This window comes from Methanobacterium spitsbergense (assembly GCF_019931065.1).
GTDB classification, from domain to species: Archaea; Methanobacteriota; Methanobacteria; order Methanobacteriales; family Methanobacteriaceae; genus Methanobacterium_B; species Methanobacterium_B spitsbergense.
Window position 1 is genome coordinate 281,653 of the sequence record NZ_JAIOUQ010000009.1, and the last position, 18,928, is coordinate 300,580.

26 protein-coding genes and 2 tRNA genes are annotated in these 18,928 nt (G+C 37.9%); all 28 read left to right on the forward strand.

The window, feature by feature from the left end:
* Nucleotides 1-8: 8 nt before the first annotated feature.
* The 28 genes from K8N75_RS09390 to idsA all read left to right on the forward strand — a co-directional run bounded on the left by K8N75_RS09390 (nucleotide 9) and on the right by idsA (nucleotide 18,849).
* On the forward strand, nucleotides 9-446 hold the full coding sequence (locus K8N75_RS09390; protein ID WP_048191020.1) for an uL15 family ribosomal protein: 438 nt from the start codon (nucleotides 9-11) through the stop codon (nucleotides 444-446).
* A gap of 42 nt (nucleotides 447-488) precedes the next feature.
* The gene (gene secY / locus K8N75_RS09395; protein WP_223791790.1) at nucleotides 489-1,832 is read left to right on the forward strand and encodes a preprotein translocase subunit SecY; all 1,344 of its coding nucleotides are present in this window, start codon (nucleotides 489-491) and stop codon (nucleotides 1,830-1,832) included.
* Nucleotides 1,829-2,386: an adenylate kinase gene (locus K8N75_RS09400; protein WP_223791791.1), complete on the forward strand. Its 558-nt coding sequence runs from the start codon at nucleotides 1,829-1,831 to the stop codon at nucleotides 2,384-2,386. Before secY ends, K8N75_RS09400 begins: the two co-directional genes overlap by 4 nt.
* A 34-nt stretch (nucleotides 2,387-2,420) precedes the next feature.
* The gene (locus tag K8N75_RS09405) at nucleotides 2,421-3,002 is read left to right on the forward strand and encodes an EMC3/TMCO1 family protein (RefSeq protein WP_223791792.1); all 582 of its coding nucleotides are present in this window, start codon (nucleotides 2,421-2,423) and stop codon (nucleotides 3,000-3,002) included.
* 278 nt (nucleotides 3,003-3,280) lie between these two features.
* On the forward strand, nucleotides 3,281-3,547 hold the full coding sequence (locus tag K8N75_RS09410) for a 50S ribosomal protein L34e (protein WP_048191016.1): 267 nt from the start codon (nucleotides 3,281-3,283) through the stop codon (nucleotides 3,545-3,547).
* Nucleotides 3,547-4,077, forward strand: a complete 531-nt coding sequence (cmk, locus tag K8N75_RS09415; RefSeq protein ID WP_223791861.1) for a (d)CMP kinase — start codon at nucleotides 3,547-3,549, stop codon at nucleotides 4,075-4,077. The genes K8N75_RS09410 and cmk overlap by 1 nt, the downstream gene beginning before the upstream one ends.
* Nucleotides 4,065-4,295, forward strand: a complete 231-nt coding sequence (locus tag K8N75_RS09420; RefSeq protein WP_048191014.1) for a 50S ribosomal protein L14e — start codon at nucleotides 4,065-4,067, stop codon at nucleotides 4,293-4,295. Before cmk ends, K8N75_RS09420 begins: the two co-directional genes overlap by 13 nt.
* Before the next feature lie 102 nt (nucleotides 4,296-4,397).
* Complete coding sequence (locus K8N75_RS09425) at nucleotides 4,398-5,360, forward strand: RNA-guided pseudouridylation complex pseudouridine synthase subunit Cbf5 (protein ID WP_223791793.1); 963 nt, start codon at nucleotides 4,398-4,400, stop codon at nucleotides 5,358-5,360.
* A gap of 237 nt (nucleotides 5,361-5,597) precedes the next feature.
* Nucleotides 5,598-5,682, forward strand: a tRNA-Ser gene (locus K8N75_RS09430).
* A gap of 176 nt (nucleotides 5,683-5,858) precedes the next feature.
* Entirely contained in the window at nucleotides 5,859-6,317 is a 459-nt protein-coding gene (locus K8N75_RS09435) for a 30S ribosomal protein S13 (protein ID WP_223791794.1), read from the forward strand.
* Between the two features lie 12 nt (nucleotides 6,318-6,329).
* The gene (locus K8N75_RS09440) at nucleotides 6,330-6,866 is read left to right on the forward strand and encodes a 30S ribosomal protein S4 (protein WP_223791795.1); all 537 of its coding nucleotides are present in this window, start codon (nucleotides 6,330-6,332) and stop codon (nucleotides 6,864-6,866) included.
* 25 nt (nucleotides 6,867-6,891) lie between these two features.
* Complete coding sequence (locus tag K8N75_RS09445; RefSeq protein WP_013644409.1) at nucleotides 6,892-7,284, forward strand: 30S ribosomal protein S11; 393 nt, start codon at nucleotides 6,892-6,894, stop codon at nucleotides 7,282-7,284.
* A 20-nt stretch (nucleotides 7,285-7,304) separates the two neighbouring features.
* Nucleotides 7,305-8,093, forward strand: a complete 789-nt coding sequence (locus K8N75_RS09450) for a DNA-directed RNA polymerase subunit D (protein WP_223791796.1) — start codon at nucleotides 7,305-7,307, stop codon at nucleotides 8,091-8,093.
* A 14-nt stretch (nucleotides 8,094-8,107) separates the two neighbouring features.
* Nucleotides 8,108-8,470, forward strand: coding sequence for a 50S ribosomal protein L18e (locus tag K8N75_RS09455; protein WP_048191009.1), 363 nt, complete (start codon nucleotides 8,108-8,110; stop codon nucleotides 8,468-8,470).
* A 14-nt stretch (nucleotides 8,471-8,484) separates the two neighbouring features.
* The gene (locus K8N75_RS09460) at nucleotides 8,485-8,907 is read left to right on the forward strand and encodes a 50S ribosomal protein L13 (RefSeq protein WP_223791797.1); all 423 of its coding nucleotides are present in this window, start codon (nucleotides 8,485-8,487) and stop codon (nucleotides 8,905-8,907) included.
* An 18-nt stretch (nucleotides 8,908-8,925) separates the two neighbouring features.
* Nucleotides 8,926-9,327 carry a 30S ribosomal protein S9 gene (locus K8N75_RS09465; RefSeq protein WP_048191007.1) on the forward strand — a complete coding sequence of 134 codons (402 nt, stop codon included), beginning with the start codon at nucleotides 8,926-8,928 and terminating at the stop codon, nucleotides 9,325-9,327.
* Between the two features lie 11 nt (nucleotides 9,328-9,338).
* Nucleotides 9,339-9,506 (forward strand): DNA-directed RNA polymerase subunit N, encoded by a 168-nt coding sequence (locus K8N75_RS09470; protein WP_223791798.1) that lies wholly within the window; start codon nucleotides 9,339-9,341, stop codon nucleotides 9,504-9,506.
* Between the two features lie 13 nt (nucleotides 9,507-9,519).
* A tRNA-Pro gene (locus K8N75_RS09475) sits at nucleotides 9,520-9,750 on the forward strand.
* Nucleotides 9,751-9,804: 54 nt separating this feature from the next.
* Nucleotides 9,805-9,993: a DNA-directed RNA polymerase subunit K gene (locus K8N75_RS09480; RefSeq protein WP_223791799.1), complete on the forward strand. Its 189-nt coding sequence runs from the start codon at nucleotides 9,805-9,807 to the stop codon at nucleotides 9,991-9,993.
* A gap of 130 nt (nucleotides 9,994-10,123) precedes the next feature.
* Nucleotides 10,124-11,380, forward strand: a complete 1,257-nt coding sequence (gene eno, locus K8N75_RS09485; RefSeq protein WP_223791800.1) for a phosphopyruvate hydratase — start codon at nucleotides 10,124-10,126, stop codon at nucleotides 11,378-11,380.
* 150 nt (nucleotides 11,381-11,530) lie between these two features.
* Complete coding sequence (locus K8N75_RS09490; protein ID WP_048191003.1) at nucleotides 11,531-11,725, forward strand: 4Fe-4S dicluster domain-containing protein; 195 nt, start codon at nucleotides 11,531-11,533, stop codon at nucleotides 11,723-11,725.
* A gap of 73 nt (nucleotides 11,726-11,798) precedes the next feature.
* The gene (gene rpsB / locus K8N75_RS09495) at nucleotides 11,799-12,395 is read left to right on the forward strand and encodes a 30S ribosomal protein S2 (protein ID WP_223791801.1); all 597 of its coding nucleotides are present in this window, start codon (nucleotides 11,799-11,801) and stop codon (nucleotides 12,393-12,395) included.
* 115 nt (nucleotides 12,396-12,510) lie between these two features.
* A complete protein-coding gene (gene amrB / locus K8N75_RS09500) occupies nucleotides 12,511-13,350 on the forward strand; it encodes an AmmeMemoRadiSam system protein B (protein WP_223791802.1) in 840 nt (279 codons plus the stop codon).
* A 167-nt stretch (nucleotides 13,351-13,517) separates the two neighbouring features.
* Nucleotides 13,518-14,504: a mevalonate kinase gene (gene mvk, locus K8N75_RS09505; RefSeq protein ID WP_223791803.1), complete on the forward strand. Its 987-nt coding sequence runs from the start codon at nucleotides 13,518-13,520 to the stop codon at nucleotides 14,502-14,504.
* A gap of 147 nt (nucleotides 14,505-14,651) precedes the next feature.
* Nucleotides 14,652-15,452, forward strand: a complete 801-nt coding sequence (locus tag K8N75_RS09510) for an isopentenyl phosphate kinase (RefSeq protein ID WP_223791804.1) — start codon at nucleotides 14,652-14,654, stop codon at nucleotides 15,450-15,452.
* Between the two features lie 10 nt (nucleotides 15,453-15,462).
* Nucleotides 15,463-16,524 (forward strand): type 2 isopentenyl-diphosphate Delta-isomerase, encoded by a 1,062-nt coding sequence (gene fni, locus K8N75_RS09515; protein WP_223791805.1) that lies wholly within the window; start codon nucleotides 15,463-15,465, stop codon nucleotides 16,522-16,524.
* Nucleotides 16,514-17,863, forward strand: coding sequence for an RNase J family beta-CASP ribonuclease (locus K8N75_RS09520; protein WP_223791806.1), 1,350 nt, complete (start codon nucleotides 16,514-16,516; stop codon nucleotides 17,861-17,863). The genes fni and K8N75_RS09520 overlap by 11 nt, the downstream gene beginning before the upstream one ends.
* On the forward strand, nucleotides 17,863-18,849 hold the full coding sequence (gene idsA / locus K8N75_RS09525; protein ID WP_223791807.1) for a short chain isoprenyl diphosphate synthase IdsA: 987 nt from the start codon (nucleotides 17,863-17,865) through the stop codon (nucleotides 18,847-18,849). The genes K8N75_RS09520 and idsA overlap by 1 nt, the downstream gene beginning before the upstream one ends.
* Nucleotides 18,850-18,928 lie beyond the last annotated feature (79 nt).

The window sequence follows — 18,928 nt, forward strand, 5'->3', positions numbered from 1 at the left end:
GTGATTTAATGATAAGAAAAACAAGGAAAGTATGTAAATTGCGAGGTTCCAGAACAATGGCCGGCGGATGTTCCAAGAACAACAGAGGCGCAGGTCATAGAGGTGGAAAAGGTTTGGCCGGTGGACACAAACACCACTGGACATGGATGGTCAAGTACGATCCTAACCACTTCGGTAAATACGGTTTTAAAAGACCACAGGGAAGTGTATATGAATACAACCCTGTAAATGTTGACTATCTGGATGAAAAATGTGAAGAACTTGTTTCCAAAGGATTAGCAACTAAAGATAAGAAAAAAATAGTAATAGACGTGACTGAAATAGGTTACAACAAAGTTTTAGGGAAGGGCAGGATTAGTAAAGCACTAACAATTAAATCCCCCCAATTTTCCAAGTCAGCTCTCAAAAAAATTGAAGAAGCTGGAGGAGAAGCAATTACCCTTTAATTGAAATTTTAATGTATTTCTAGGGCAAGGAGTTGAAGGTCATTGAAAGAAATAATACAACCAATCTTCTCATTGTTACCCCAGGTAAAATCTCCAACCTACAGGGTACCATTTAAAGAGAAAATCAAATGGACAGGTGTGATATTAATCCTGTACTTCGTACTAGGTTTAGTAGCACTATTTGGATTAAGTTCAGGTGCAGTTGACCAGTTTGCTAATTTAAGAGCTGTTATGGCTGGTAATTTCGGTTCAATAATAACATTAGGTATTGGACCCATAGTATCGGCATCCATTATACTGCAGCTGCTGGTTGGGGGTAAGATAATTAATCTTGACCTTTCAAAACCCGAGGACAAAGCATTTTTCCAGGGAACACAGAAACTCCTTGCAATCATATTCACATTATTTGAAGGATCAGTCCTTGTACTAACCGGGGCATTACCTGCAACACCAGGATTTCAATGGCTTCTTATTCTACAGATAACTATTGGAGGAATATTAATAATATTCCTTGATGAAGTTGTTTCAAAATGGGGATTCGGAAGCGGTGTTGGACTGTTTATTGCAGCAGGTGTTGCAGAACAGATAGTGGTTGGATCATTAAACCCACTAGTTCCAGCAGGATCTCAGGCACCAGCTGGAGCAATACCAGGATTCATCTACTCACTAACAGTTGGACAACCTGGATTTTATCTACTGTTACCTGTAATAGCCACCATCGTAGTATTCCTAATAGTTGTTTACGCAGAAAGTATGCGTGTTGAAATACCCCTATCATATGGGGGAGTCAAAGGAGCAAGGGGAAAATACCCACTCAAATTCATATACGCAAGTAACATGCCAGTTATATTAACAAGTGCATTATTACTGAATGTACAACTTTTCGCAGCCATGTTCCAGAAGCTTGGTTTCCCAATATTGGGAACTGTAACCAATGGTAAGGCCATAAATGGACTTGCATATATTCTGTCACCACCAAACTCCATTGGTATACTATTTACCGATCCCTTGAGAGTTTTGATATACGGTGTTGTATTCATAGCAGCATGTATATTGTTTGCAATACTTTGGGTCGAATTAAGTGGTATAGGGCCTAAACAGGTTTCAAAACAGTTACATGGAATGGGAATGCAGATACCAGGTCACAGAAGCAGCAGAGCACACTTTGAAAAGATACTCAAACGGTATATTCCTGCCATAACAGTACTTGGTGGGGCATTTGTTGGATTACTTGCATTTGGAGCAGATCTAACAGGCGCACTTGGAGGAGGAACAGGTGTTCTTCTGACAGTTGGTATAGTCTACAAACTATACGAAGAAATAGCCCAAGAACAACTCATGGACATGCACCCAATGCTAAGGAATTTTTTAGGTGATTCAAAATGAAATTAGTTGTAATCGCAGGGATTCCAGGATCAGGAAGCACAACAGTGCTTACAAAAGTATTAGAAGAACTTGATTATACGCATGTGAACTATGGTGATGTTATGCTAGAAATAGCAAAGAGTGACTGTCTTGTAGAAGACAGGGATTCACTCCGGAAACTTTCACCAGACCTGCAAAAGGAAGTTCAAGAAAATGCTGCACAAAGTATAAGAGAGAAGTCCGAGCAAAGTAACATAATCGTTGACACACATTGTACCATAAAAACACCATCAGGATTTCTACCAGGACTTCCTAAATGGGTGTTAGACCAGCTGAAACCAGATATGTTTGTTCTCCTGGAAGCGGATGGCGATGAAATTCTAAAAAGACGCATCAGCGACACAACTAGAACAAGGGACTCAGAAAGACTGAAGGATATTGACATCCATCAGGAAATGAATAGGGCAGCAGCAATGGCCTATGCAGTTCTAACAGGTGCAACTGTAAAGATCATAGAAAACCACGACAACAGATTAGATGAAGCTGTTGAAGAGATGGTGAAAACATTAAAATGATTATACACGATTATATTAAGAGAGGAATAAAAACATGGACTTTTCAATTCTTAACCAAGTATTAAATCCTATACTTAACCCCCTTCTAACACTGGTTTCCGATCCTAACAATCCATTTTTCGGGGCAATCATAGGAGTATTTATAATAGCTACAGTAGTGGCTTTTGTTATCACAGTGGCTAACAAATTACTAGTTGACCAGGACCGTTTACAATTCCTGCAAAAGGAAATGAAAGGATTCCAACAGGATATGATGGCTGCCCAGAAATCAGGTGACCCCAAGGCAATGGCAGATATGCAGAAAAAACAGACGGAATTTATGAGTCTACAGAAGGAGATGATGTTCAACTCTTTCAAACCAATGATTGTGACATTCGTGCCAATTATCATAATATTCTACTGGATGGGTGGGAATCCACTCATAAACCAAATGTGGCTCAATTTGCCAACCTTTGCATATTATGTGTTACTGGTACCAATATTCCATACATTCTACCATCAATCTGCTGGAGTTCCTGTAGTTGCAATTGAATGGTTGGGATGGTACATACTGTGCTCATTTGCAATGTCCCTGATATGGAGAAAATTACTGGGACTCAAGGGAGGAGCAATGTAAAAAAAGTGGTTCAACCACATATTTACATTTTAAATCCAATCTTAAGTAACTAAAATAAATTTTACACAGAACTATAGTTCTACTGGAAACTTTTTAAGATATAGAATACAAGTTTTAAAAACCAGTTTTACAGAGTTAAAGATAATATCGCAAGTAAAATCAACGATGGATATTTAATTATAATTAATAAATTATAATGAAACCAATTATTGGTTAAAACATCATGTTACTTGCTTTATAATAAATTTAAATAAATAAAAATTTGAGGAGATGTGTGTATGCCAGAAGGAAGGTACAGATCTAGATCATACAAAAGAACATTCAAAAAAACCCCTGGAGGAAAAACAGTTCTTCACTATAAGAAGAAATTACCATCCAAGCATATATGTGCTGAATGTGGTAAGCAACTTCACTCCGTTCCAAGGGGAAGACCATACCAAATAAGAAAACTATCAAAGTCAAAGAAAAGACCTAACAGGCCTTATGGTGGAAACCTCTGTTCAGAGTGTGCTCGCCAAGTCTTCAAACAAGAGGCAAGGTTGTAATGATCATCACCATCGGTGGTCTGGCAGGAAGCGGTACAACAACTGCTGCAAAGATACTGTCGGAAAAACTTCAAATACCCTATCTATCAGCTGGCGAAATATTTCGTCAAATGGCTGTTGAAAAAGGTATGGATATAATGGAGTTTGGTAAATTCGCCGAAGGTAACGATGAAATCGACCTTGAAATCGACAGAAGACAGGCCCAGTTAGCCAAAGAATATACAGATTTAATTGTTGAGGGTAGACTTTCAGCGCACTTCGTTGAAGCAGACCTTAAAATATGGTTTGTAGCACCCGAAGATATTCGAACAGAACGAATATGTATGAGGGAAGGCAAAACCAGAGAAACTGTAAAAAAAGAGATTATTACAAGAGGAGAAAGCGAAGCCACCCGTTATCAAGAGATACACGGAATCGATATTGGAAATATGGAAGTTTATGACATTGTTATAAACAGTCACAGTTTCAAGCCCGAAGGCATAGCAGAGATTATATTAAAAGTAACTGAGGTGATTTCATGCCAGCAATAGAAGTAGGAAGAATATGTGTTAAAATAGCAGGAAGGGAAGCAGGCGAGAAATGTGTTATCGTTGAAGTCATAGATGACAAATTTGTTGAAGTAGTTGGAACAGCAATGAAAAACAGAAAATGCAACATAAAACATCTCGAACCAGTTGACCAGACAATAGAAATAAAATCCGATGATGTTGAAGCAATAAAAAAAGAACTTGAAGCAGCAATAGCTTAAGTTTATACGACGTTGTAAAACATAGGGTTTCAAAATATAGTCAACCCCAAACAAATATTAGATAAAAAAAATAAATTGCAACGTCTTTAACAGGTCATTTTAATGGCAGAACTTCTCATAAAAGCCGAAGGTGAAACAGATCCATATTTTGGATCTAAACCCGACGAGCGACCAATAAAAGAACACATCTCCAACGGAGTTGTGAATCTAGATAAAACAATGGGCCCAACCTCCCATGAGATTGACTCATGGGTAAAAAGGATTCTTCACGTAGAGAAAACAGGCCACGGTGGAACACTCGACCCTAGAGTCACAGGTGTACTTCCCATAGGAATAAACAAAGCAACACGTGTTATCCAGATGCTTTTAGGCGCTCCTAAGGAATATGTATGCCTTATGAGGCTTCATGAGGAAATCAGTGAACAGAGAATTCGGGATATTCTCCAGGAATTTACAGGGAAAATATTCCAGACACCACCCCTCAAATCCGCTGTAAAGCGTGAGTTAAGGGTTCGAACAATATACAATATTGACATCATAGAAATTGATGGACAGGATGTTCTCTTCCTTATAAATTGCGAAGGAGGAACCTACATCAGAAAGTACTGTCATGATATTGGAGAAGCACTTGGAATTGGTGCCCACATGGCAGAACTCAGAAGAACTAAGTCAGGACCATTCACTGAAGACGAAACACTTAAAACACTTCAAGATCTAACAGATGCTTACTATTACCTAACTGTAGAAAATGACGAAACTCAAATCAGAGAATGCATACTTCCAATGGAAGCAGCAGTCACACATCTCAAACAGGTTATAGTAAGGGATTCAGCTGTGGATGCCATATGCCATGGTGCAGATCTTGCTTCAGGAGGAATTCTGAAACTTTCCCCTAACATTGATAAAGGAGAAACTGTTAGAGTACTCACACTTAAAGGTGAACTCGTTGCAGCAGGTGAAACTGTTGAAAATTCAGCAGGGATCTTGAAATCAAATAAGGGAATAATGGTAAATATAAAAAAGGTATTTATGGAACCTGAAACATATCCAAAGATGTGGAAGTAAAAATTCTGTTCTTTAAACATTAACTTCCAGAAATTTACACCGTAGAACCTCTAAAATAACATTAGGGGCGAGGCCAAAAGACACATTAATATATACTTTAAACCCTGTACTGGATTTAAATAAAAATATTAAAAATTTAAAAACCAGTAAGGACTGTGAAGTGTGAATGATAAATAGTATTTTCTATTTGTCTGTGCTGTACGGTTGAAATTGAAGGGTTTAAAGACGGTTTTTCATGCCGGGATAGTCTAGCCTGGTAAGGCGCAAGACTGGAAATCTTGTGGAGTTCGTCTCCGCCTGGGTTCAAATCCCAGTCCCGGCGTTCACAGATATTTTAGAAGTAAAAACGATCATAGATCTGGATGAAAAAAAATATCAAAAATTTTCATAATCTCTTGAGATATATGGAAATAATGAATTTTTTGGAGGATCATAATCAAAAAAATTTTTTACTAAACTAAGATTACAAAATTGTACACGAAGAGTGGAGGTTAATTTATGGAAGAGGAATTTAAACACATGGTCCGTATCTCCCGTAGGGATGTAGACGGTAAAAAAACAATTGAAAACGCTCTTGCAGATATCAAAGGTATTGGAAGGGCATTATCACGGGCACTGTGCACAGTTGCTGGATTTGATGCAACAATGCAAATAGGATACCTGCCAGATAAAGATGTTCTGGTTCTTGAAGAGGCTGTTAAAGCACCTCAAAAATTTGATTTACCAGAATGGATGTTAAACAGGCGTAACGATTATGAAACTGGTGAAACAGTCCACCTAATAGAATCTGACCTTACAATGAGGTTAAGGGACGACTTAAACAGAATGAAGAAAACCAGAAGCTACAAGGGTAGAAGACATGAGGTAGGACTCCCAGTCAGGGGTCAGAGAACCAAGTCAACCTTCAGGAAAGGTAAATCTGTTGGAGTTAGAAGGAGAAGAGGAAGACCACAGTAAGGAGGTTATGATATGGGACATCCAAGAAAGGCAAGAAAGCAATATGATACACCATCACACCCATGGAACGCAGCTCGTATAAAAGCAGAAAACAAGCTAGTTGTTAAATATGGGCTCAGAACTAAAAAAGAAGTTTGGAAAGCTGAGACTACCATTAAAAGGTACAGAAGAGATGCAAGGTTCTTACTCGGTATGGATACAGAACATGCTGAACTTGAAAAGGCACAGCTCTTAAACCATATAAAAAGACTCGGTATGCTCAAGGCAAATGCAAAACTCGAAGACATACTCGATTTAACAGTTGAAGATGTACTTAGAAGAAGACTGGAAACAGTTGTACACAACCTTGGACTTGCAAACACAGCCAAACAGGCAAGGATCTTCATTGTACACGGACACATAGCAATGAACGGCAGAAAAATAAATGCACCAGGCTACATGGTCAAAACAGGCGAGGAACAAACCATAGGATTTTATCCGGGTTCCCCAATGGAAAAGATCATGAAGGAAGCAACCAAGCCAGCAGCTGCAGAAGAAAAAAATGAGTAATATTAATAAAAATAAGGTGATATAAATGGCAGAAAAAGAGAAATGGGGCGTAGCTAACGTTTACTCATCCTTCAACAACACCATAATTACTGTAACAGATATCACAGGTGCAGAGACCATTACCCAGTGGTCTGGTGGAAAGGTTGTTCGTGCAGACAGGCAGGAATCATCACCATTTGCAGCTATGGAAGCTGCAACACGTGCTGCTGAAGATGTTAAGGAAAAGGGAATAATAGGACTTCATATAAAAGTAAGAGCTCCTGGTGGAAATGGACCAAGAACTCCAGGACCCGGTGCACAAGCCACAATAAGGGCACTTGCAAGGGCAGGAATAAGAATAGGTAAAATTGAAGATGTAACCCCAATACCACACGACGGTACAGGCAGACCTGGAGGTAAGAGGGGCAGAAGGGTTTAAAAGCGTGAAGAGTGTCTAAAATGGAAATAGATATCAAAAAAAAGGATGAGAACTTTCTGTTGTTTTCAATAGAAGGGGTCAACGATGCCTTTATAAATGCCATAAGAAGGATATCCACAGTGGAAGTCCCAACAATGGCAGTTGAAACGGTGGAGATCTTAAAAAACGACGCCAAAATATTTGACGAAGCCCTGGCACATAGACTGGGACTAGTACCACTAACAACAGACATAGAATCAATGATACTGGCATCAGAATGTGATTGTGAGGAAACATGCCCAAGATGCAGTGTATCACTCCTTCTAAAGGAAAAAGGTCCTAAAACAGTATATTCTGGAGATCTAAAATCCCAGGATCCTCAAGTAGTACCTTACAATGATACAATACCACTACTCAAACTCAAAGAAGGAGAAGAAGTAGAGCTAATAGCAATTGCTAAACTTGGACAAGGACTCGAGCATGCTAAATGGGAGCCAACAACAGCCTGTGCATACAAATATTATCCACAGATAACCATAGATACCGAAACATGTGAGGAATGTGGATTGTGTGCAAAAGAATGCCCAAGGGGAGTATATGAATTTGATGAAAAGAAAAACCTTGTTAAAGTGGTTGATCTTGAAAACTGTTCAATGTGCAAAACTTGTGTAAGAGGATGCACAACAAATTCAATAACTGTTGAAGGCCAGGAAGGCAAATACATTTTCAGAATCGAAACCGATGGATCACTATCTCCAGAAGAAGTTCTAAAAAGAGCTTGCGACATCCTATCTGATAAATCTGAGAAGATCATAGAATTTTGTAAATAAGGAGGAATTTAAGGATGGTGAAACTTACAAAGACAAACCCCAATCTGAAGAAGATTGTGGTGACTCTTAAAGAAAAATCATATTCAGAAGACGCTGCAATATGGAAGGACATTGCAAAAAGACTTGAAAGACCAACAAGAAAAACTGCAGAAGTCAACATATCCGATATAAACAGGTACACATCTCCTGATGAAGTAATACTCGTGCCAGGAAAAGTTTTAGGAAACGGAAGCCTTGACCACAAGGTGAAAGTTGCAGCCATGGGCTTCTCAAAGAGTGCCGAGGAAAAAATTGCAACAGCAGGAGGAGAATGTATGAACATTCTTGAGGCTGTTGAAAAAAATCCTAAGGGAAGCGGAATAAGGATAATAGAATAAAGAAGGTGTAGTATATGATCATAGACGGAGAAGGACTCGTACTGGGAAGACTTGCAAGTAAAATCAGCAAGATCATACTCGCAGGTGAGAGTGTAACTGTTTTAAACGCTGAAAAAATAATGATTTCTGGTGGCAGGGATTGGGCTTACCATAAATATAAACAGAGAATAGACAGGGCTAGCATATCCAACCCAAGAGATATGGGACCAAAATACCCTAGAAGACCAGATGATATTTTCAGGAGAACTGTAAGAGGAATGATACCTTACAAAAAATCCCATGGAAGAGAAGCATTCAAGTTACTAAAGGTATATGTTGGAGTTCCAACGGAATTTGAATCTGCAGAACTAACAAGGATTCCTGAAGCAGAACCAAAGAACATAACCAAGAGCATTGAACTTGGAACAGTATCAACATTACTTGGATCTAAATTTTAAGGATAAAAAGGTGTAATGATGAAGAAGGTAATACACACAAGTGGAAAAAGGAAAACTGCCATAGCAAGGGGCAGATTCAGGACAGGCAAAGGCCGTGTCAGGATCAACAAAAGTCCAGTTGAACTATACGATCCAGAACTTGCAAGACTAAAAATAAAAGAACCATTAACACTCGCAGGCGACCTCTTAAATGACGTTGATATAGACGTACGGGTTGCAGGTGGAGGAGTTATGGGACAGGCTGAGGCGGCCAGAATGGTAATAGCCAAAGGACTTGTACAATGGACCAGCGACATGGAACTTAAAGAAAAATATAACCAGTACGACAGAACCATGCTGGTTGGAGATCCGCGCCGTTCCGAACCTAAAAAATATGGTGGTCCCGGAGCAAGAGCAAGGAAACAAAAGAGTTACAGGTAAGCTGATTCAAAATGATCCCTGTAAGATGTTTAAGCTGCGGTAAAGTGGTATCTGCATACTTTGAAGACTACCAAAAAAGAACCGAAGAAGGGGAAGACCCTAAGAAAGTTTTAGATGAACTTGGAATCTCAAGGTACTGTTGCAGAAGAATGTTCATAGCACATGTAGAGGTATGGTAAAAAATTTATCATAGGGGCCGTAGGGTAGCTTGGTCCATCCTCTCAGCCATTGAAAGAAGTATCCAGCCTAGGAAATTATATTTCTACACTTAAAAATTAAATTTCTGTAACCGAAATTTCTATCCAAAAGTTTAGATCAAATTTGAATAATTTTCCAAGTTAATATATTTCATCGACTGGAACGGGGATGGTCAATTAATACACCGGAACGCTGGAGACCCGAGTTCAAATCTCGGCGGCCCCACTACACTTTCATTTCTATGACAAAAAAAAAATAATTTAATAGGGAGAAGATATTATGGCTGCTAAAAAACTCACAAGGTTTGAAAGAGCAAGAATAATAGGTGCAAGAGCATTACAATTATCTATGGGTGCAGATCCACAGGTAGATGTATCCCAAGCAGATTCTATTGATCCAATAGACATTGCCTTGCTTGAACTTAAAAAGAATAAATTACCACTAGATGTCAGAAGAAAAACTGTTTAATTTCTATTTAAATGAAATCCAAGTTTTTCTATGATTCTCGAGGAAAAATAAATTTATTTAATTAAATTATTCAAATTTAATAACCAAAACAACCTAAATAACCACTATTTTTTTAGAAAGAGGTGTTTTTGTGGACAGCGTTATTGAAGACATTCGTGTAAGAAAAATTTTAGATAGCAGAGGAAACCCAACCCTAGAGGTGGATGTAGTAACCTGGAACGGTTTTGGACGGGCTGCAGCTCCCAGCGGAGCAAGTACCGGAGCTCGTGAAGTAGTTGCATTCCCTGAGGGAGGGGTGGACAAAATAATAGGTGAAGTTGAAGATATAATCTCATCAGAGCTTATTGGAATGGATGCAGAAGACCTCAACGAGATAGACCTTGTTTTAAAGGAAATCGACGGTACAGAAAATCTAGCTTCCATCGGCGGTAACACAACAGTTGCTGTTAGTATGGCAACAGCCAAAGCAGCTGCTTCATCCTACAACATGCCACTCTACAGATTCCTGGGCGGAAACATGCAGACAGAAATTCCATTTCCCCTTGGAAACATGATCAACGGAGGAGCACACGCAGGTAAAAATGCACCAGATATTCAGGAATTTTTAGTAGTTCCAGTGGGTGCAGAAACTATAACTGAAGCAGTGTTTACCAACGTGAACGTGCACAAGAAGATCAGAGAACTCATACAAGCCAAGGATAAAACTTTCACAGGCGGAAAAGGAGATGAAGGAGGATGGGCACCCAACCTCACCAATCAGGAAGCCATTGAAATACAAGTCAAGGCATGTGAAACAGTGAGCAATGAAACAGGTGTACTTGTAAAACCTTCAATGGACATGGCAGCAAGTGAATTCTGGGACTCAGAAACAAAGGAATATGTCTATGCAAAAGAAGGAATACGAAGAAGTACAGGCGAACAGGTTGACTATGTTGCAGAATTAATAGACACCTATGGCTACTACTTTGTTGAAGACCCGATCCGAGAAGGTGACTTTGAAGGATTTGCAGATCTAACCAAAAAATCCGGTAAAAAAGCCCTTATCTGTGGTGACGACTTATTTGTGACCAATGCTGAAATACTGGCAGAGGGAATAGATAAACAGGCAGGAAATGCAATTATAATCAAACCAAATCAGATAGGAACTTTAACTGATGCTTACAAGACAGTTGAGTTAGCCCGTAATAATAAATACGTACCAGTTGTATCACACCGTTCAGGTGAAACAACAGACGATACAATAGCCCACCTTGCAGTGGCATTTTCATGTCCAATAATCAAGACAGGTGCTGTTGGCGGAGAACGTATAGCCAAACTCAACGAACTTATAAGAATAGAAGAAGAAATGAGCAACCCTAAAATGGCAGATATAACCAAATATAGGTAAGCTAAAAAAAAACCAAACATCCTTGTAACTATTGTACAGGATATTATGTTGTGGATTAAAAATAAAAACAATTGAAAAATAGCATTGATAATCTATGCAAGCTAATTCATCCATGTGATGAACAAAAAAAATGTATTGGAGATAAAAAATATGGTTAAAATAACAATAGACCACGATAAATGTGAAGGAGCAGACTGCGCAGAATGCATAGATGTCTGCCCAATGGAAGTTCTCATACTTGATGGGGAAAAAGTTGTAATACAGAACAAAGAAGAATGCAGTCTATGTGAAGTATGCATGGATGTCTGCCCAAACGAAGCAGTTGTAGTTGAAGATGATGATTAAATTCATATTCTAAAAATACAACAAAAAAAAAATTTTACAAATAAATTTAAATATCAAATATGAGGGTGATAAGTTGTCAGAACTATTAATTCCATTGGACAAATATTTAGCAGCAGGTTTACACATTGGTACACAGCAAAAAACTAAGGATATGGAGCGCTATATATACAGAGTAAGGGCAGATGGTCTTTACGTACTTGACGTTAGAAAAACTAACGACAGAATAGTGGCTGCAGGAAAATTCCTTTCAAAATATGACGCAGATGATATACTGGTTGTATCAACCAGACAATATGGACAGGCACCAGTTAAAAAATTCGGCCAGATCACAGGAGCAAAAACAATACCTGGAAGATTCATACCTGGAACATTAACCAATCCAAATTATGCTAAATTCATAGAACCTAAAGTACTGGTTGTAACAGATCCAAGATCAGATTCACAGGCAATAATTGAAGCAAGACAGATAGGAATTCCTGTAGTGGCATTATGCGATACAGAAAACCTTCTTGGAAATGTGGATATTGTTGTACCAGTAAATAACAAGGGAAGAAAAGCAATAGCATTAGTCTACTGGTTATTAGCCAGACAAACACTCAGAGGAAGAGGAGACTTAGCAGAAGACAAAGATCTAGATATTCCTCCAACAGACTTCGAACTGAAGATGTAAAATAGATAGATTAATGAAATTAAGCCGTGCAAAGGAACTATAATACCCGCATTAATGAAAATTTTGTTTAACTCAAAAATAATTTGTTTTACATAAAAAAAGTAGAGGTGGTTTTATGATAAGAAAACCTGCAGTTGCAGGAGTTTTTTATGAAATAGATCCTGATTCACTTAGAAAACAAATAGAGTGGTGCTTCCAACACCATTTAGGTCCTGGAAGCATTCCCCAAATTGGAGACAAAAGAAATATTAAAGGTGTTATAGCACCTCATGCAGGGTACATTTACTCAGGACCTGTTGCAGCACACAGTTACTATGAAATTGCAGAGGATGGATTTCCAGAAACCTTTATAATACTCTGCCCCAACCACACAGGAATGGGATCAGGAATATCTACCATGAACCAAGGATCATGGGAAACACCATTAGGATTAGTAGATATAGACAGTGAATTTGCAGACCTTATGGTGGAAAATGCAGGTATAATAGATGTAAATCCTGCTGCACATATAAAAGAACATAGTGCAGAGGTTCAACTGCCATTTCTCCAGTATTTAAATCCAGATTTCCAATTTGTTCCTGTGACCATGTGGATGCAGGACCTAGAAACAGCAATTGAAATTGGTGATTCAATCCAGAAAACAGCCAGTAAACTTGGAAGGGATGTAGTTGTAATTGCAAGCACAGACTTCACACACTACCAACCTCAAAACATTGCTGAAGCACAGGATATGCAAGTAATAGATGCAATTAAAGCAATGGATGAAAAACTAATGATGAACCGTGTAAAACAGCTCAATGTTAGTATGTGTGGATACGGTCCAGTAGCAGCAACAATGGTTGCAACAAAGAAAATGGGAGCCACTAACTGCGAAGTAAAAAAATATGCAACAAGCGGGGACACAACAGGAGATAAAAGTTCTGTGGTTGCATACGCATCCGCAGTGTTCAGATAAAATCATCCCAGAAAATATAGTCCCTATTTAAAATTCATCAAAATAGAAATTTAGAAAATAAAAAAAATGGGTATTCCCCGGTTTATAATAAAAATCTAGCAAATAAAATCTTGATATTAAATATAAATTTTTCATTAAAATTTATTAAAATTCATTTAATGATCATCATGTTAAATACAAAGCATGTTACTACATCTGCACCAGGAAAAACAATCCTGTTCGGTGAACACGCAGTAGTCTATGGCAAACCAGCAATAGCAGCTGCAGTTGACAGAAGGGTCTACGTAAAAATAGAAAAACGTGAAGACAACCGAACCCATGTAAATGTAGAAGAACTGAGAGTATCAGGATTTTTAAACCTTGAAAGAGGATTAATAGAATTTGATAATGGAGAATATGAGAAGAAAAATATCCTAGAATACGTTCTGAAATCCCTCATAAAAACAAATACAAAAGATGGATTGGAAGTAACCATAAATATTGACATACCCATAGGTGCAGGATTAGGATCATCAGCAGCTGTTACAGTTGCAACAATATTATCTTCATCAATATACAACAACATAAATCTTACAAGGGACGAAATAGCAAAACAAGCCCACCAGGTTGAACTGGAAGTACAGGGTGCAGCAAGTCCCATTGACACAACTCTCAGCACCCATGGTGGAGTAATCTACCTTTCAAAAGATGCTGAAGAAATCATAACCCTGGATATAAATACAGAAATTCCAATAATAATTGGATACACATCCAAAAGAGGCAACACAGGAAAATTAGTAGAAACTGTAAAACTTAAAGTGGAAAAATATCCACAAATAATGAATCCAATACTCAACTCAATGGAATCAATTACAAACCATGCACGTGAAGCATTAGTAAATGGAGACCAACAGAAGATTGGGGAACTCATGAATATTAATCATGGACTACTGGATTCATTAGGCGTAAATACAGAAGAATTATCAAAAATGGTTTACTTTGCCCGTAAAACAGGTGCACTCGGATCAAAAATAACAGGAGCAGGTGGAGGTGGAAGCATAATAGCCTACTGCCCCGGACGAGTAGAAGAAGTAATATCTTGTATAAATAAATTTGAAAATGCTTTCAAAATAAATATATCCGTTGAGGGAGTTAGACTGGAATCCAAAGAATAGATTCCAAAAAAAAAATATTATAAAATCATAAAAGTAAATAAGAACAAAAATTTGCAGATATAAAATTAATTATAATTTATCTAAAAAATTTTTGTTACATAATAATGAATTATACAAAATAAATTTACAAATAATAATGGTGCTTAATTGATAATCTTAAAGCTTGGTGGAAGCGTTATAACCCGCAAGGATTCATTAACTCCTACTCTGGATTCAAATAATCTAACTAGAATTGCCAGAGAAATATCAAACTCATCCCATCATAAATTAATTGTGGTGCATGGAGCAGGTTCATTTGGCCATCCATACGCCAAAGAGTATGCCATAGGCAGTGAAATAAAATCTACACAAGAACTTACCAGAAAAAAAATGGGGTTCTCAAAAACTCAAAATTCGGTCAAAAACCTGAATGCACAGGTATGTCAACATCTATTGGAACAAGAAATCCCAGCAGTGTCAATACAACCATCATCATTCATAGAAACACATAACAAACGTATAATAAATGCAGATTTGGATTTAATTTCAAAATATTTAGACTTAGGATTTGTTCCAGTACTATACGGCGATGTTGTACTTGACATGGACAAAAAAATTAAAATGGCAGTACTATCTGGTGATCAGATTGTGAAATATCTGGCAGAGAATCTGAAGCCTGAAAAGGTTATTCTAGGTTCTGATGTTGACGGGATATATAATAGGGATCCAAAGAAATATCCCGATGCACATCTTATGAAAGTGGTTACATCCTACAAAGAACTGGAATCAACAGATAATATTCAGACAGTAGATGTAACTGGCGGTATGGGTGGAAAACTCGGTGAACTACTAGAACTAGCCAAAATTGGTATTGAATCGGAAATAATCAATGCAAATCACGATAATAATATAAAAAAAGCCCTAAACGGTGAAAAAGGAATAGGAACTTTAATACGAAATGAAAAATGAAGGAAAAAAAATGATTTCAGACAGAAAATTAGAACATTTACTCCTGTGTAAAAACTGCGAAGTTGAATACAGGAAGAAAACAGGATTTGAGGAGATAGAACTCGTCCACAAAGCCCTTCCAGAGGTGAACAAGGGAGACATTGATATTTCAATAGAATTCCTTGGTAAAAAATTGGATTCACCTTTTTTAATATCTGCTATTACTGGAGGACATCCAGCTGCATTATCCATTAACAGGGAATTTGCAAAGGCAGTGAACACACTCAATATTGGGATGGGTGTTGGAAGCCAGAGAGCAGCAATAGTAAATCCCGAACTCGAATCAACATACACAGTTGTGAGAGAAGAAGCACCATCATCATTTATAATTGGTAACATTGGCTGTCAACAAATTGAATTGGCACAAAGATCAGTTGATATGATAAATGCAGATGCGCTTGCAGTACATTTAAACCCATTACAAGAAGCTATACAGCCTGAGGGTGATGTAAATGCAAGAGGACATATTAATGCAATAAAAGAAATTTCAAAAACCCTTAAATTACCGGTTATAGCCAAGGAAACTGGTGCAGGTATCAAAGCAGAAGATGCTATAAAACTTGAAAGTGCCGGAGTTAGTGCAATAGACGTTGCAGGTTCTGGTGGAACAAGTTGGGCAGCTGTAGAAACATACCGGGCAAATGACAGATCCATGGGAGATCTTTTCTGGGACTGGGGAATACCAAGTGCAGCAAGTACTGTAGAGGTTTGTGAGTCAGTTGAAATACCAGTAATATCATCCGGCGGTATAAGAAGCGGTTTAGATGCGGCCAAAGCTTTAGCTTTGGGGGCAGATGCAGTAGGTATTGCATTGCCACTTTTGAAAGAAGCTTATATTGGACACGAATCAGTAATTAATAAACTTAATAAATTTAATGAGGAACTCCGCGTTGCAATGTTCCTTGTCGGAGCATCAAACATAGCAGAACTTAGAAAATCAGACCTTATTATTAAAGGCAATACAAGGGAATGGCTCAATGAAAGAGGTTTCGACACAAAAAAATACGCGAGGAGATCACAGAATGAGCGTTGAAGTAATAGCAGTAGGAGGATATGAAGAAGTAGGCAAAAACATGTCTGCTATAAAGGTGGGTGAAGATGTTGTAATATTCGACATGGGAATACACCTAGATAGAATTCATATCCATGAAGACACAGATATAGCAAGAATGCACAGTTTGGACCTTATTGAAAGGGGAATCATACCAGACGACACACTTATGAAGGATGTAGATGGAAAGGTAAGGGCAATAGTATTTACACATGGACATTTGGACCATATAGGAGCAGTTGCAAAACTAGCACACAGATATGAAGCTCCATTAATAGCCACACCATACACAATGGCATTAATCGAGAAAACCATAAAGGGAGAAAGGAAGTTCAAAGTCACAAATCCACTTCAAGTATTAAATTCAGGAGAAAAAATTCAAATATCTCCAGACATAACACTGGAATTTGTACGCACAACCCACAGTATACCGCAGACAGTTACACCTGCACTACACACATCAGAGGGTATAATTGTATATTCAAACGATTTTAAATTTGACAACCACCAGACACTTTCACCACCACCAGACTATCAGAGATTCAGAGAACTGGGGCGAAAAGGAGTTTTAGCACTTATAGTTGACACGACTCGAGCAGCTGAAGATGATCAATTGAAAACTCACTCAGAGAAAATTGCAAGACTGGTGCTCAAGGATATAATGGAAGAACCATTAAAAGAAGATACTGGAATGCTTATAACAACCTTTTCATCACATATTGAGAGGATTCAGGCAATCTGTAATATTGCAGATGAGAGTAACCGTAAAATCCTACTTTTAGGAAGGTCAATGGAACGTTATTGTACAATGGCAGAAACAATGGGAATACTTAAACTTCCAGAAACTGCAAGTGTTTATGGAAGTCCAAAGGCGGTAAACAGAGCTCTTGCAAGGGCAGATGAAAACAGATCCGAATATGTACTTGTTGCAACAGGACACCAGGGAGAACCAGATGCACTCCTTCCAAGGATAGCAAATGGTAAAACCATGTTCAATGTAAGGCCCGGAGACAATGTTGTTATATCTGCATCTGTAATACCCAACCCCATGAACATAGCCAACCGTAACCTAATGGAAAGAAGACTTAAATCAAGTGGTGCAAGAATATTTACCAATGCACATGTTTCTGGTCATGCAGGCAAAGAAGACCATCGTGATTTCATAAGAATGCTCGACCCTAAACATCTAATACCATCACATGGTAATTTGAATATGTTGGCTGCATACACAGAACTTGCAGAGGAAGAAGGTTACAAATTAGGTAATGATATTCATATATTACGTAATGGACAGGCACAGGTGTTTAATGGAGGAGTTTGATGGAAGTAGTTGACATTTTAAAGAAATATTCAAAAAGCATAGATGAAGAGATAAAAAATTCACTTATCTCAGTTGACCCTGATGAACTTCAAAAATCAACACTACATCTTATAGAAGCTGGTGGAAAGAAAATCCGCCCTTCCCTTGTTGTATTAAGTTCAGAAGCAGTTGGTGGACATGCAGAAGAAGCACTTAAAACCGCTGCTGCTGTGGAACTTATACATACTTTTTCATTGATACACGACGATATAATGGACAAAGATGATAAGAGAAGGGGAAGACCAAGTGTACATGTAATGTGGGGAGAGCCAATGGCAATACTCGCAGGTGATACGCTATTCTCAAAAGCTTTTGAAACTGTTCTACAAACAGAAGTAGATGGTGTTTCATACGAACGTGTTATAGAAGCCCTTAAAACAGTTGTTGATTCATGTATCAAAATATGTGAAGGACAGGCATCTGACATGTGCTTTGAGGGAAACTTCGATGTCAGTGAAGATGAATATATGAACATGATCTACAAGAAAACAGGGGCTCTTATTTCAGCTGCAACACGATCAGGTGCAATAATTGGTGGAGGATCACCAGTTCAAGTTGAAACTCTAACAGAATATGGTAGGCTTATTGGACTCGCATTCCAGATACAGGATGATTACCTTGATGTTATAAGCGATGAAGAAAATCTTGGAAAGCCTGTTGGAAGTGACATTATCGAAGGAAAAATGACCTTAATGGTTGTACACACACTTTCAAATGCCTCAAATAAGGATAAAGAGGAGTTAGTGTCCATATTAAAGGCAGATAAAGATACAAATGTGGCAAGAGCAATGGAACTTTTTGAGAAATATGGTTCAATAAACTACACTCATGACATTGCACATGAACATGTTGAAAATGCTAAAAAATTACTGGAAACACTGGAAGAATCAGAAGCAACATTTGCGCTTGCAAAGATTGCAGACTATGTTCTACAGAGAAACAAATAAGAAAATATTTAAAACAAAATAAATATTTCCTTCAAAATTCATCAAATAACATTTTTTTCTTATATTAAAAAAATTTTTT

Bases quoted from the DNA above. Each gene is read 5' to 3' on its own strand.
- K8N75_RS09460 (WP_223791797.1), top strand. From the start codon at position 8,485: ATGATCATAGACGGAGAAGGACTCGTACTGGGAAGACTTGCAAGTAAA.
- K8N75_RS09425 (WP_223791793.1), top strand. From the start codon at position 4,398: ATGGCAGAACTTCTCATAAAAGCCGAAGGTGAAACAGATCCATATTTT.
- cmk (WP_223791861.1), top strand. From the start codon at position 3,547: ATGATCATCACCATCGGTGGTCTGGCAGGAAGCGGTACAACAACTGCT.
- K8N75_RS09435 (WP_223791794.1), top strand. From the start codon at position 5,859: ATGGAAGAGGAATTTAAACACATGGTCCGTATCTCCCGTAGGGATGTA.
- idsA (WP_223791807.1), top strand. From the start codon at position 17,863: ATGGAAGTAGTTGACATTTTAAAGAAATATTCAAAAAGCATAGATGAA.
- K8N75_RS09440 (WP_223791795.1), top strand. From the start codon at position 6,330: ATGGGACATCCAAGAAAGGCAAGAAAGCAATATGATACACCATCACAC.
- K8N75_RS09400 (WP_223791791.1), top strand. From the start codon at position 1,829: ATGAAATTAGTTGTAATCGCAGGGATTCCAGGATCAGGAAGCACAACA.
- K8N75_RS09490 (WP_048191003.1), top strand. From the start codon at position 11,531: ATGGTTAAAATAACAATAGACCACGATAAATGTGAAGGAGCAGACTGC.
- amrB (WP_223791802.1), top strand. From the start codon at position 12,511: ATGATAAGAAAACCTGCAGTTGCAGGAGTTTTTTATGAAATAGATCCT.
- K8N75_RS09455 (WP_048191009.1), top strand. From the start codon at position 8,108: ATGGTGAAACTTACAAAGACAAACCCCAATCTGAAGAAGATTGTGGTG.
- mvk (WP_223791803.1), top strand. From the start codon at position 13,518: ATGTTAAATACAAAGCATGTTACTACATCTGCACCAGGAAAAACAATC.
- K8N75_RS09390 (WP_048191020.1), top strand. From the start codon at position 9: ATGATAAGAAAAACAAGGAAAGTATGTAAATTGCGAGGTTCCAGAACA.
- K8N75_RS09450 (WP_223791796.1), top strand. From the start codon at position 7,305: ATGGAAATAGATATCAAAAAAAAGGATGAGAACTTTCTGTTGTTTTCA.
- K8N75_RS09445 (WP_013644409.1), top strand. From the start codon at position 6,892: ATGGCAGAAAAAGAGAAATGGGGCGTAGCTAACGTTTACTCATCCTTC.
- K8N75_RS09410 (WP_048191016.1), top strand. From the start codon at position 3,281: ATGCCAGAAGGAAGGTACAGATCTAGATCATACAAAAGAACATTCAAA.
- K8N75_RS09420 (WP_048191014.1), top strand. From the start codon at position 4,065: ATGCCAGCAATAGAAGTAGGAAGAATATGTGTTAAAATAGCAGGAAGG.
- fni (WP_223791805.1), top strand. From the start codon at position 15,463: ATGATTTCAGACAGAAAATTAGAACATTTACTCCTGTGTAAAAACTGC.
- K8N75_RS09465 (WP_048191007.1), top strand. From the start codon at position 8,926: ATGAAGAAGGTAATACACACAAGTGGAAAAAGGAAAACTGCCATAGCA.
- K8N75_RS09480 (WP_223791799.1), top strand. From the start codon at position 9,805: ATGGCTGCTAAAAAACTCACAAGGTTTGAAAGAGCAAGAATAATAGGT.
- K8N75_RS09520 (WP_223791806.1), top strand. From the start codon at position 16,514: ATGAGCGTTGAAGTAATAGCAGTAGGAGGATATGAAGAAGTAGGCAAA.
- K8N75_RS09405 (WP_223791792.1), top strand. From the start codon at position 2,421: ATGGACTTTTCAATTCTTAACCAAGTATTAAATCCTATACTTAACCCC.
- K8N75_RS09470 (WP_223791798.1), top strand. From the start codon at position 9,339: ATGATCCCTGTAAGATGTTTAAGCTGCGGTAAAGTGGTATCTGCATAC.